13 protein-coding genes are annotated in these 12,564 nt (G+C 64.2%); 9 read left to right on the top strand and 4 right to left on the bottom strand.

All coding sequences use genetic code 11. The features are described 5' to 3' along the window. Positions 1-168: 168 nt before the first annotated feature. A complete protein-coding gene (locus DWB23_RS22860; RefSeq protein WP_162989740.1) occupies positions 169-318 on the bottom strand; it encodes a DUF7557 family protein in 150 nt (49 codons plus the stop codon). A gap of 196 nt (positions 319-514) precedes the next feature. On the opposite strand from DWB23_RS22860, the gene DWB23_RS04235 reads away from it, so the two are divergent. The 3 genes from DWB23_RS04235 (at position 515) to DWB23_RS04225 (ending at position 2,925) form a co-directional block, all read left to right on the top strand. Further along, positions 515-754, top strand: coding sequence for a hypothetical protein (locus DWB23_RS04235; protein WP_121741537.1), 240 nt, complete (start codon positions 515-517; stop codon positions 752-754). Positions 755-886: 132 nt separating this feature from the next. After that, positions 887-2,005, top strand: a complete 1,119-nt coding sequence (locus DWB23_RS04230; protein WP_121741536.1) for an aminotransferase class V-fold PLP-dependent enzyme — start codon at positions 887-889, stop codon at positions 2,003-2,005. A gap of 86 nt (positions 2,006-2,091) precedes the next feature. Then, positions 2,092-2,925, top strand: a complete 834-nt coding sequence (locus tag DWB23_RS04225; RefSeq protein WP_121741535.1) for a universal stress protein — start codon at positions 2,092-2,094, stop codon at positions 2,923-2,925. Positions 2,926-2,967: 42 nt separating this feature from the next. On the opposite strand, the gene DWB23_RS04220 is transcribed toward DWB23_RS04225, so the two are convergent. Further along, positions 2,968-3,471, bottom strand: a complete 504-nt coding sequence (locus tag DWB23_RS04220) for a hypothetical protein (protein WP_121741534.1) — start codon at positions 3,469-3,471, stop codon at positions 2,968-2,970. Between the two features lie 126 nt (positions 3,472-3,597). Here DWB23_RS04220 and DWB23_RS22855 point away from each other — a divergent pair, with 126 nt between their 5' ends. Then, a complete protein-coding gene (locus tag DWB23_RS22855) occupies positions 3,598-3,738 on the top strand; it encodes a hypothetical protein (protein ID WP_162989739.1) in 141 nt (46 codons plus the stop codon). A 30-nt stretch (positions 3,739-3,768) separates the two neighbouring features. Then, on the top strand, positions 3,769-4,251 hold the full coding sequence (locus DWB23_RS04215; RefSeq protein WP_121741533.1) for a hypothetical protein: 483 nt from the start codon (positions 3,769-3,771) through the stop codon (positions 4,249-4,251). A 288-nt stretch (positions 4,252-4,539) separates the two neighbouring features. Here the strand turns inward: DWB23_RS04215 and DWB23_RS04210 are convergent, their stop codons facing one another. After that, positions 4,540-4,734, bottom strand: a complete 195-nt coding sequence (locus DWB23_RS04210) for a hypothetical protein (protein ID WP_121741532.1) — start codon at positions 4,732-4,734, stop codon at positions 4,540-4,542. Positions 4,735-5,314: 580 nt separating this feature from the next. On the opposite strand from DWB23_RS04210, the gene uvrA reads away from it, so the two are divergent. The 3 genes from uvrA (at position 5,315) to DWB23_RS04195 (ending at position 9,239) form a co-directional block, all read left to right on the top strand. After that, a complete protein-coding gene (uvrA, locus tag DWB23_RS04205) occupies positions 5,315-8,278 on the top strand; it encodes an excinuclease ABC subunit UvrA (RefSeq protein ID WP_121741531.1) in 2,964 nt (987 codons plus the stop codon). Between the two features lie 81 nt (positions 8,279-8,359). After that, positions 8,360-8,779 carry a hypothetical protein gene (locus DWB23_RS04200; RefSeq protein ID WP_121741530.1) on the top strand — a complete coding sequence of 140 codons (420 nt, stop codon included), beginning with the start codon at positions 8,360-8,362 and terminating at the stop codon, positions 8,777-8,779. Positions 8,780-8,870: 91 nt separating this feature from the next. Next, positions 8,871-9,239 carry a hypothetical protein gene (locus DWB23_RS04195; RefSeq protein WP_121741529.1) on the top strand — a complete coding sequence of 123 codons (369 nt, stop codon included), beginning with the start codon at positions 8,871-8,873 and terminating at the stop codon, positions 9,237-9,239. Positions 9,240-9,334: 95 nt separating this feature from the next. On the opposite strand, the gene DWB23_RS04190 is transcribed toward DWB23_RS04195, so the two are convergent. Beyond that, the gene (locus DWB23_RS04190; protein ID WP_121741528.1) at positions 9,335-9,739 is read right to left on the bottom strand and encodes a CBS domain-containing protein; all 405 of its coding nucleotides are present in this window, start codon (positions 9,737-9,739) and stop codon (positions 9,335-9,337) included. 826 nt (positions 9,740-10,565) lie between these two features. Here DWB23_RS04190 and DWB23_RS04185 point away from each other — a divergent pair. Continuing rightward, positions 10,566-12,215, top strand: a complete 1,650-nt coding sequence (locus DWB23_RS04185) for a thiamine pyrophosphate-binding protein (protein ID WP_121741527.1) — start codon at positions 10,566-10,568, stop codon at positions 12,213-12,215. Positions 12,216-12,564 lie beyond the last annotated feature (349 nt).

Below are 12,564 nucleotides of genomic sequence, written 5' to 3'. Positions count from 1 at the left end.
CGATCGCACGAGGGCAGCGCGGTTCGGAGCGAACGGAGTGAGTGAGAGCCGCGGCTATGCGATCGGTGTACAAACAGTTTCAGTTGTTACTATCGTCGAACGAGTCCGAAACGACGGCGGTGATCGGATGCGGCCGCGCATTTCGATCGGCGGTCTCGAGGGCCCCCGTCACTCGGAGTACCCCTCCTGGAGGAACGCGCCTTCGGTCTCGTAGATCGTGAGGAGTTCCTCGAGGAACTCCTCGTAGGTCTCGTCTTCTTCGCAGTGGGCGTCCAGTCGGTCTTTCATCTCGTCGCTGATTTCGACGGTGTGTGTCATGGTGGTGTCTCGAAGCGGGCGCTTCGATTGAACCGTCGTCGACCGTCGGCAAATAGTGTGGGGGCGCGTTTGCAACGAAGATGGTCGGCTGGCGCTACTGACGGACGTTCGAGGGGGTGGTTGAGGGGTTCGCCGGTGGTCCGGACCGGCACGGGACGGCCCGAACGTTATCCCGGCCGTCGTGATACCAACCAGTGTGACAGCAACACTGACTGACGACGAAGTTGGAAAGACGGTCGTCGACGCGGACGGAAAGGAACTTGGAATCGTTGCCAAAGTCGAGGGCGGACGCGCCTTCGTCGATCCGAACCCCTCGGTCGCCGAACATCTGCTCGCGAAGATCGGGGTGGAAGGCGAAGACGACGAGGACTACCTCGTCACGGAGGACATGCTCGAGTCGGTCGGCGAGGAGATCGTCCTGCGCGGGAATCTCTGAGCTCGGTAGCCCTCGCCTCGAGTCGATCTTCCGCCGAACACCGCGACGGCGCACGATCCGCCCTCGGTCGCCGAGTTTCGGGAATCGGACCGAAGCGAGGGTCTAACACGGCGTGGACCCAACGGCCACGCGATGACACCGCTGGAGTTCCGCGAAACCGTTCCCGCCCTCGAGTCCGACGCGTACCTCAACTGGGGTGCCGGCGGGCCGAGTCCGCGTCGCGTGGTCGACGCGGCCAACGCGAGCCTCGAGCACCACGAGTACTCGGCTCCGACCGACGAGGGGATGTACCCCGCGGCGTTCGAGGTCTACGACGAGGCGCGAGCAGCCGTCGCGTCCCTGCTCGGCGCTACCGCCGAGGAAATCGCGCTGACGGACAGTACTACGGACGGGATCAACCGCGTCGCGGGAGCGATCGACTGGGGCGAGGGCGATATCGTCGTCCGAACCGACCTCGAGCACTCCGCGGGGATCCTCCCGTGGCAGCGCCTCGAGCGCGAGCACGGACTCGACGTTCGGGTGCTGGAGACCGAAGGTGGGCGACTCGATCTCGAGGCCGTCAAATCGGCGGTCGACGGTGCAACCCTCGTCTGTGTGAGTTCGCTCACGTGGACCCACGGGACGCGCTTGCCCGTCGAGAAGGTGGTCGACGTCGCCCGCGATGCCGGCGCGCTCGTGCTGGTCGACGCCGTGCAAGCGCCGGGGCAGGTCCCGATCGACGTTCGCGAGTGGGGTGCCGACGTCGTCGTCGGCGCTGGCCACAAGTGGCTGTGCGGACCGTTCGGATCCGGATTTTTGTACGTTCGTGACGGCGTCGTGGACGAGCGAGACCTCGTTCCCCCTGCGATCGGGTACCGGAGCGTCGTCGACGAGAACGCCGTCGAGTACCGGTACGAAACGGGCGCGCGGAGGTTCGAGGTCGCGACCGCGAGTCCGGCACCCTACGCCGGACTGACGGCGGCCGTCTCGTGTTTCGAGGACGTCGGCGTCGAGACGGTCGAGGACCGAATCTGCGCGCTCACCGATCGACTCAAAAGCGGCCTGTCCGAGGAGCGGCTGTTGAGTCCCCGTTCTTTCGAATCCGGCCTCGTGACGATCGCCGTAGACGACCCGGAGGCGACCGTCGAGCGCCTGGCAGCGCAGGGTATCGTTGTCAGGTCGTTACCCCGTCCCGAGGCGATCCGCGCGTCGGTTCACGCGTTCAACAGTCGGGGAGACGTGGACGCGCTGCTCGAGGCGCTCCGCGGGTAACGACGCGTGGCTGTCGATCGTGCCGGTCGGTCCCAACCGCTGGGACGCCCGGATAGCTGTAAGTCGCTGTGCGATGACGAGTACGTATGTTCGAACGCATCCTCGTTCCGACGGACGGGAGCGGTCCGGCCAACGCGGCGCTCGAGTACGCCGGCGATATCGCAGCCGTAGAGCAGGTGACGGTGCACGTGCTGTACGTGACCGAACCGGGAACGGATCCGGCGGACGCCGCCGACCAACTCGCCGACGGTCGCGACTGGGTGGGCGACAGCGAGACGTCCGTCGTCGACGGGATAGAGACCGGTGAGCCGGCCGAGGCGATCCTCGAGTACGCCGCAACTCACGACGTCGACGCGATCGTGATGGGAACGCGGGGCCGAAGCGGCGTCGGTCGGCTCCTGTTGGGAAGCGTCACCGAAACGGTCGTCCGCGACGCCGACGTTCCCGTCCTCGTCGTTCGAGGGGCGGCCGGGGTCAGACGCCCCTATCCGCTCGAGACGATCGTGGTCCCGACGGACGGCAGTGCATACGCCGACGCGGCGATCGAACGCGCACTGATGGTGGCGAGACACCACGACGCGACCGTCCACGTCCTCTCGGTCGTCGACGTGACTCCCGCCGGGATCGAAGAACACAACGACCTCACGATCGACCGCCTCCAGCAGTACGCCAGGAGGGTCGTCGACGAGGGCGTCGCGGCTGCGGAGAACGCGGGCGTCGACGCCGAGAGTGCGATCAGACACGGGTCGACGCATCGGATGATCCGTACCTACGTGGACGACGCGGACGCGGACCTGCTCGTGATGGGGACGCACGGCCGAAGCGGACTCGACCGATTGCTGCTCGGGAGCGTCACGGAACGCGTGTTACGGACGGCGACGACGCCGGTGCTGACGGTACGAGCGTCTGAAGCGGAGTGAACGATCGATTCGGCGATCGACGATCCCGCGCGTTTCGGTCGCTCACTCGCCCTCGGTCGAGCGCGAGTGCGCCGCGGCTTCGACCAGCGTCTCCCGGTCCTCGAAGTACGTCGGCGCGTCGTTGTCGGCTTCGAACTGAATCACTCGGGTCATCGCTTCCTCGCCGTCGTCGACGTCCGACCGTAACTCTCCGGCGAGGTCGGTGTAGGCTGCAGCCAGTTCCTGAAAGGCCTGCATTCGCGTCTGTTTGGCCTTGACGAGCAGCTGTTTCTCTTTGACCTCGCTTTCGAGCCCCTCGAGCGCCTCGAGGTCGAGGTCGCTCCTGTCCGGACCGGCCGGCGTCGACGGCGCGTCGGTTCCCTCGAGTCGCTTCGTGTGGTCCTCGAGTCGGCGTCGGATCTCGGCCGTCTCCTCGTCGATTTCGGAGAGCAACTCGTCGGCTTCGGCGCGCATCATCTCGACGCGCCCCGAGAGCAGGCCGGTCTGCGTGTGGCAGTAGTCGACGAAGTCGTCGACCGACAGCGTGGGTCCGGTATCGTCGCTCATAGCCCGCTATTGGCGCTTCCAACCGAAGTCACTTTGGTCCGCCAGCCCGCCACACCGAGTCGTTCCGCCTCGAGTCCATCGAGTTGCGGGAGCCTTCGATTGCATCTCGAGCGTCCCCATGCAGCGATGATACTTCAACCGTTCGTGCTCACGACCGCCCTCGCGCGCCGCGACCTCGAGGAGTCGATACTCGACCCGACGACGGTCGGCGAACTCGCCTTCGTCTTCGGACTCTATATAGTAACAACTGAAACGATTCACACCTGATCGCACAGCTATCGTGCGATCAGGTGTGCATTGACTTTCAGTGGCTACTATAGCCTCCTCACCCTGAGCGTCGGTGCGATTCTTCTCGCCGTCTCCCGGTCGTCCGTCCGGCGAATCGAGGCTCGAATCCTCGAAAACCCGCTGAACGCGGGGGCGATCGGGTTCGGCGCGCTCGTCGGCTCGGCGCTTGCCGTCGCGTCAGTGCGAGCCGTCGTCGCGTTGCTCACCGAACGCGGATTGCCCCCGACCGTCGGGTTCGCACTCGCGCTTTCGGCGGTCGTCGTGCCGGTGTTGTTGACGCTCGCGAACACAATCGGGATCATCCTTGCTGGCTCCGCCCTGCTCCGTCACTTCGGCGACGGTTCGGAATCGAACCCGTGGCTCGCGCTCGTCGTCGGAACGGTCGTCGTCAACCTCCTGTATCTGATCCCGGTGGTAAACATCCTCGTTATCGTCGGTCTCGTCTCCGTCGCGACCGGCGGGATCGTCGGCCAGTGGTGGCACGACCGGTGAATCGGGTCGTCGGAGCCGTCCGCACCGAGCGCGATGGCGGCTGAGCGAATCGACCGTCCTCGAGCGCGCGGACGCCGCCGGTGACCGTCTGGTGAAGCCGCGCTCGAGATGCGTCTTGGGGCGACATTCGGGCCATGTTGTCGACCCCCGACGATCGCCTCTGGGAGATTCGCCCCCGCCGCTTACCGAAGTGTAACGGGTCTGTTTGAGCATGAATATCGGTCCGGTATTCCTCTTCGGAAAACACCGCACGCTGCGGTGGCTAGTTATCAGCGCCGATTCGGTCTGTCACCCCTCTTGAATCAAAACGTCTTGCTCGAGCGTCGGTTCGTACCAGATGTCCGCTTTAGCGGCGGTGGTTCCTAACTCGTTGGTCGAAGCGGGCCACGGAAATTCTCGTTCCTCGGCCGAATCTATTTTGATGTAGATCCGGGATGGAGTATCCTCGATCGAGACGTTTTCGTTGGCCGTTTCGCCATCCATCACGAACGTTTCTTCTCGGAAATACCCGTCTAAGTCGTTTCCGATCCGAACTCTGAACGAATGGGACTCCCGCGGTCCGTTATAGATTCCAAACTCGTAGCTTTGCCGCTGAGTAGCGGATGTAATGCTTGAACAACCCGCAGAGAGCACTACAAGGGCGGTTCCTGCCGTAGCGAGAAACGAACGTCTTTCCATAGTATGTCTTTCATTTCGAACGTCGAAAATATTTGGAATGTAACGCTATCGCCGGTGTCCGAGACGCGAGTCACTGTACTCGTCGCCGAAGATACCTTCTGATAGCGATCTCACCGCAATATTTGCGTGTTCACGTGGTCCAGTTTCGACACAGTACTCGACGAAAATCGTGCAGTGACAACGCACGTGGACACATCGGCTCGATCCATCGAATCGAGCGCAGGCGGGCCACCGAATCGGTCGAGACCCGCGCGAAACTTCGTTTGCTAGCACGCATCACGCTACCGGGCTTTCAGACTCGTTAAGTTCTTCCGGCCACTGACTCTATCACAGTGAATCGAGCAGCGAGTCGAACATCGATCCGGTCACCATTCAGTACCAGAACATGAGCAAGGACTATATCGAGGTGCGGGGTGCAGAGGAACACAACCTCAAGGACCTCGACGTGACGATTCCCCGCGAGGCGTTCACCGTCGTCACCGGCCTTTCGGGGTCGGGAAAATCCTCGCTGGCGTTCGAGACGATCTACGCCGAGGGGCAGCGCCGGTACATCGAGAGCCTCTCGGCGTACGCCCGGAACTTCCTCGGCCAGATGGACAAGCCACAGGTCGAGACCGTCGAAGGACTCTCGCCGGCGATTTCGATCGACCAGAAGAACGCCGCGAACAACCCGCGATCGACGGTGGGGACCGTCACCGAACTCCACGACTATCTCCGTCTTCTCTACGCCCGCGTCGGTACCCCCCACTGTCCCGAGTGCGGTCGCGAAGTCGGCGAACAGAGCGCACAGAACATGGTCGAACGCATCCTCGAGCTTCCGGAGGGAACCAGGGCCAAGCTGGCCGCACCCGTCGTCCGCGATCAGAAGGGAGCCTTCGAGGACCTCTTCGACGAACTCGTCTCGGAGGGGTACGCCCGCGTCGAAGTCGACGGCGAGGAACACGACCTCACCCGCGACGAGCCGAACTTAGACGAGAACTTCGATCACACGATCGATGTGATCGTCGACCGCGTGAAGGTCTCGACCGAGGCCCGACCGCGGATCATCGACAGCGTCGAGACGGCGCTCGAGGAGGCCGAGGGCGTGCTGAAGGTCATCCTCCCGGACGCACCGAAGGAGGTCGCGAGTGATCTGGGCGACGCGGCCCGCCGGACGGGCGCGCTCGGCGACGAAGTCGAGGAGGACGACCGCTTCGTCGTCGAGTTCTCGAAGGATCTGGCCTGTACCCACTGCGGAATCGACGTCCCCGAGATCGAAACCCGCTCGTTCTCCTTTAACTCGCCCCACGGCGCCTGTCCCGAGTGCGAGGGGCTGGGCGAGACGAAGGAGGTCGACGAGGACCTCGTGTTGCAAGACGAGTCCAAACCGCTCAAGCACGTCTTCGAACCCTGGAGCTACAACCGCTCGTACTATCAGACCCGCCTCGACGCCGTGGCCGAGCACTTCGACGTCCCGCTGACGACCCCGTTCGAAGAACTCGAGGAAGACGTCCAGCAGGCGTTCCTGTACGGCACCAGCGAGCAGGTGCTGTTCAAGCGACGGACGAAAAACGGGACCCGCCGCAAGAAAAAGCGCTTCGAGGGAGTCATTCCGAACCTCGAGCGCCGCTACCTCGAGACCGATTCGGACTCGACCCGAGAGCACATCGAGGACTACATGTCGGTCACGGAGTGTCCGGCCTGCGACGGGACCCGCCTGAAAGCCGCGAGTCGCGCGGTACTCGTCGACGACAGTTCGATCACCGAGATCAACGGGCTGTCGATCGGCGACGCTCTCGAGCACTTCGAGTCGATGGAAGCCGACCTCACCGAGCGCGAGAAGGTGATCGCCGAGGAGATCCTCAAAGAGATCCGTTCGCGACTCGCCTTCATGTGCGAGGTCGGCCTCGAGTACCTCACGCTCGACCGCGAGGCCTCGACGCTTTCCGGCGGCGAGAGCCAGCGGATTCGTCTCGCGACGCAGATCGGCTCCGGACTCGTCGGCGTCCTCTACGTGCTGGACGAGCCGTCGATCGGGCTCCACCAGCGGGACAACGACCGCCTGCTGGACACCCTGGAGGAACTGCGCGACATCGGTAACACCCTGATCGTCGTCGAGCACGACGAGGAGACGATGCGCCGTGCCGACCAGGTCGTCGACATGGGTCCCGGCCCCGGCAAGCGCGGCGGCGAGGTCGTCGCCAACGGCTCCGTCGAGGAGCTCAAACGGACCGAGGGATCGATCACCGGCGACTACCTCTCCGGCCGCAAGCAGATTCCGGTTCCCGACGAACGCCGGGACGCGGAGGGTGCACTGACGATTCTCGGTGCCCGCCAGCACAACCTCAAGGACCTCGACGTGGATCTTCCGCTGGGATGCTTTACGGCGATCACGGGCGTTTCCGGCTCCGGGAAGTCCACCCTCATGCACGACGTGCTCTACAAGGGCCTCGCTCGCCGGATGAACGACAACACGAGCGTGATTCCGGGCGACCACGACGGCCTCGAGGGGCTCGAGGGGATCGAGACGGTTCGCCTGATCGACCAGTCGCCGATCGGCCGCACGCCGCGGTCCAATCCGGCGACGTACACGAACGTTTTCGACTACATCCGGGAGCTGTTCGCGTCGACGAAGCTCGCGAAACAACGAGGCTACGAGAAGGGGCGGTTCTCCTTCAACGTCAAGGGCGGTCGCTGCGAGGAGTGTGGCGGACAGGGCACCGTCAAGATCGAGATGAACTTCCTCTCCGACGTCTACGTCCCCTGCGAGGAGTGCGACGGCGCGCGCTACAACGACGCCACGCTCGACGTCACCTACAAGGGCAAGACCATCGCGGACGTCCTCGAACTGTCCATCGAGGAGGCCTACGACTTCTTCGAGTCCTCGAGCCAGATTCGGCGGCGGCTGAAGCTGCTGAAAGACGTCGGGCTGGACTACATGAAACTCGGCCAGCCCTCCACGACGCTCTCGGGCGGGGAAGCCCAACGGGTCAAACTCGCGGAGGAACTCGGGAAGAAGGACTCCGGCGAGACGCTGTACCTGCTCGACGAGCCGACGACCGGTCTCCACAGCGAGGACGAGCGCAAGCTGATCGACGTCCTCCACCGACTGACCGACAACGGCAACAGCGTCGTCGTCATCGAACACGAACTCGACCTCGTAAAGAACGCCGATCACGTCATCGACCTCGGCCCCGAAGGCGGCGAGAATGGCGGCGAACTCGTCGCGAGCGGCACGCCCGAGGAGGTCGCCCGACTCGAGGAATCCCACACCGGACGGTACCTGCGCGATCTGTTGCCGAAGGTAGACCTCGAGGGGCCACGCGGCGAGCGCGTCGAGCCCGTGACCGCGCCGATGGACGACGACTGAGCGACGCCGGTATCGATGTCGGCCGTCGATTACGACGTCGATGCGAACGGTTAACGGCGGCGGACGGCGAACACGAGCGCGATGAACGCTCGAAAGCGGGTCGTCCGGCACGGGCTCACCGGCGGCGGGTTCGTCACGCTGGTGTTAGCGGGAACCGTCCTCATCTCGCTCGGCCTGCCACCGAGTCCGTCGACGTTCGTGCTGATCTCGTGGCTGGCTCTCGTCGGAGGGACGATGCTCCTCGCCGGGCTTCGTGAACGCGTATCGATCGGCTCGAGGACCGTCGGCTGGCCTCGCGTCGCCGCGGTCGCCGTTTCGATGCTCGCGGTCGGCTGGGGTGGCGTCAGCCTCGTGAGTCTCCTCGCGGGCGACGGAGTCACCGGACTCGGATCGATCGAGGTCGTCATCACCCTCGGGATGGTGGGCTACTTCGCGTGGTTCGCCCGCGAGTGCTGGGCCGGCGGCGTGGTGATCGCCGAGGAGGCGTTTACCGTCGACTGATTCTCGAGACGGCAGACCGTGACTGAGGCCGCTCGTCTCCTGTCCGGTTCCGGGCGTACAGCCAAGGTGGAGGCGACACAACCCACAGAGTATGCCAACCGATACCAGTGACGAGCGCACCGAAGAGCCCGAGTCGGAGCGCGACCCGATCGATGCGGATCCGACGGACTCGTTCGACCTCGAGCACGCCGAGCGCGTTCAAATGGGCGTTACCCGCGGCGAGACCGATATCGAACTCGGACCGCCGCGGGACTATCCCGACCGGGCCGACGTCTCGGTGCGACCCGAATCGACGGACGGCCACCGGATCGTCCTGAGCGTCGACGCGATGGCGGGCGACCACGGTATGGGTCACGTCGATGTCGAACTGACGCCGGCGGAGGCGCGAGCGCTGCGGGACCACCTCGACGAGACCGTCCGCTGGATGACCGAAGACGACGATCCGGAACTCGACGGTTGACTCACCGTCGAGATCGGCTCGAGGCCGACGGATCGATAGACGAAACTCGCGGCGAACGCGCGACTCCGTCGAATACGGCGCTCGACGGCGACCGATTACTCGGGACTCGGCGTCTCCTCGCGCGAGAGGTAGGAGGCCAGATCCGACGTCGTGATGATCCCGATGACTCCCTCGTCCTCGTCAACGACGGGGAGATGATGGAAGCCGTGTTCGACGATTACGTCCGCGGCGTCGCGGATACTGTCCTGCGCCGTGACCGTGATCACGTTCTGGGTCATGTACGCCGAGACCGGCGTCCGGTCTTTGGGCTTTCGTTCGGCGACGATCCGGACGAAGTCCGTCGTCGTCAGAATCCCTTCGAGTTGGTTGTCTTCGTCGACGACGATGACCGAACCGACCTCGTTCTCGAGCATCAGTTGTCCCGCGTCTTCGACGAGCGTGTCCGGTGTGACCGTCTGCAGCGACGAAGACATTACTCGGGCAACGAAAATATCCTCCATACGAACTAGTATTCACTACCCACTATAAGGATTGTCGAACCCGATCAGTTTGACCGGGAACGGGTGCGTCCGTATCGAATCGCTGGTCGTTCTCGCGTCGGTTACAGCGGCGGTCTCCACCGACGGCGTCCCTTCTATACCGTTTTTCCGGTCGACGCAGGCCGCGGTCGTCGAACGGACCGGTGTTCGAACCGAGTCGCGGTGAACCGCGAAAGTACCGTCGGATAAGGGATGGGGATCGGTTTTGGAAACATCAAATAATAGTCTATTACCGGATGAGATGCTATAGCCGACATCTTCGAGCACGGAATAACCAGCGTTCGACAAATATGGAGTATCACGCCTACTAGTGGTCTAATTCGAGTGTGTTGGGATTTTCGACGCCTTACCCACAGAGCCGCTGTTCCGAATGACTGCCAGACTATGCGCTCAACGCGTTCGTTTTCCGCGTTCTCGAATTTGTCGCCAGATAGTGCCTATTGAAACTATCATGCCAACATCTATATCTATAAAAATATATTATATCGTACCCGGAGGGTTCCGTTCTCGGGAACGGCTGCGGTTCAACTCGAGTTCGGTGCTGACGCCTCGGGTCGTGTTCGGGATGTCCTCCGTGGACCGCTCGCCACGCAGTCAGTGGCTCGGGCCGACAACGGCGGACCCGCCGAGGATTGCGCCGTCGGGTCCCAGTAGTGGCACATCGACGGCGTAGCGTTTCGGGCGATATCGTCAGGTGATACACTCTTTTGGTGACGATCCCTCGAGCGCCGCTACCTCGGGGTACCACAAGGGGAGGTCCTAAGTACGTGGTTTACGAGGAAATCGTATGGACGTCAGCCAGGCCGTCATCGAGCGACTGACTGCCGATGGGATCGACACGGTGTTCGGCATTCCCGGCAAACAGACGCTCCCGCTCAACGAGGCGATCGGGACGCGAGACGACATTCGGTTCGTGGTCGCTCGACACGAGACCGCCGTCACGCATCAGGCGTGGGGGTACGCGGAAACCAGCGGACGGCCCGCGGCGACAGCCGTCGTTCCGGGGCCGGGCGACATGAACGCGATGAACGGGTTGAAGAACGCGCTCAACGACTGTACGCCGCTGGTTCACATCGCCGTCGAAACCGAACCAGAGGTACGCGGCGGGGACGGTATCCACGAGACGCCCCCTGACACCTACGACAACGTCGTCAAGGCGAACCTGCTCGTCGAACGTCCCGAAAGCACGATCGCCGTCCTCGAGGAAGCCATCTCGATCGCCGAAACGCAGCCGAAAGGTCCAGTTCGCGTCGGAATTCCGAAGAACTTCCTCGCGATGGACATTCCGCTCGCGACGCCGGCGGACTACAGCCGAGAGTTCGTTACGGGCGTCGCAACCGAGGATATCGAGGCCGCCGCCGATCTCCTGGCCGAGGCCGACGACCCGGTAATCGTCGCCGGCGGCGGCGTTCGCACCGCGAACGCGAGCGACAACCTCCGCCGAGTCGCCGATCGACTCGGAGCCCCCGTCGTCGCAACGTACAAGGGGAAGGGAGTGCTTCCCGACGGATCCGGCGGCTACGTCGCCGGGACGCTCTCGGGAAGCGCGTCGCCCGAGTTGCTCGAGTTACTCGCGGAGGCGGATGCGGCGCTCGCCGTGGGAACGGACTTCGACGCCGTTGCCACCCGCGCGTGGGCCGTCGACGTCCCCGAAGCACTCGTCCACGTCACGCTCGATGCCGACGATCTCGGGAACGGCTACGAGCCGTCCGTCGGGATCGTCGCCGACGCCGCGGCGGCGCTGTCGCGTCTCGAGGGCGCGCTCTCCGAGCGCGAGTTCGCGGCCGGCGACGCCGTCGAGCGAGCGGGTGCGATCCGAACGGCGACGAGCGATCGGCTCGAGTCGCTTCGCGGGTCGTCGCCGCCGATCACCTCCGTCAGCGCGCTCGAGACCGTTCGAGCGGCGGTTCCGCGGGAGGCGATCGCCACGGCCGACGCCGGCGGCTCGCGCGTCTGGGGGCTGAACGTGTTCGAAGCCGGCGGCCCGCGTTCGTACGTCAATCCGGGTTCGTGGGCGACCATGGGGACCGCACTGCCGTCCGGGATCGGTGCTCAACTCGCGAACCCGGACGCGGACGTCGTCGTTCTGGTCGGCGATGGCGGACTGCTGATGTGCGTCCACGAACTTCACACGGCCGTCGCCGAGGCGCTCCCGATCACCGTCGTCGTCTTCGTCAACGAGGACTACGCGATCATCAGCGACGACGCCGGCCGGAACTACGACCTCGAGGACGGCGAGTACGACTGGACCGACGCGCCGATCGATTTCGCCGGCCTCGCGGCGAGTTTCGGCATGCGAACCGAGCGTGCGGAAACGCCGTCGGAGATTCGCTCGACCCTCGAGTCCGCGGTCGCCGCCGACGAACCGGTTCTCCTCGAGGTGCCGACGGATCCTCGAGAGCCACAGGCGAGCGACTGGATGAGCGACGACTCGTAGATCGGTCTGCTGCCTGATCGCCGGACCGTTCGGACCGGTGTCGAGCGTGACCGGAATCGTGTTCGGACGACGCACGCGGACGGAAATCGCTCGGCCGACGTGTCACCGCGAGCTGATAATACTGGTCAAACCAGCCACACATCGAGAGCCGTCCGATAGACGAGTGTCGACGAACGCCCTCGTCCCGCGACCGCTCGCGTGGCAGCGCTAGCGCAACGCAGCGGCAGGCCGCTGAAGGCGTCCCGTAGCCATCCCATCGTCCGTTCGACGAACTCGCGGGAAAACGCGCCCGGCGGATAGATCCACGACGGCAACCTGCGACGAAATCTACCCCGTTCCCGTCTCGAGA

Origin of the sequence: Natronorubrum halophilum, from assembly GCF_003670115.1 — an archaeon.
GTDB classification, from domain to species: domain Archaea; phylum Halobacteriota; class Halobacteria; order Halobacteriales; family Natrialbaceae; genus Natronorubrum; species Natronorubrum halophilum.
Note: the sequence above shows the minus strand (reverse complement) of the source record. Positions and strands in the feature narration are given on the sequence as shown.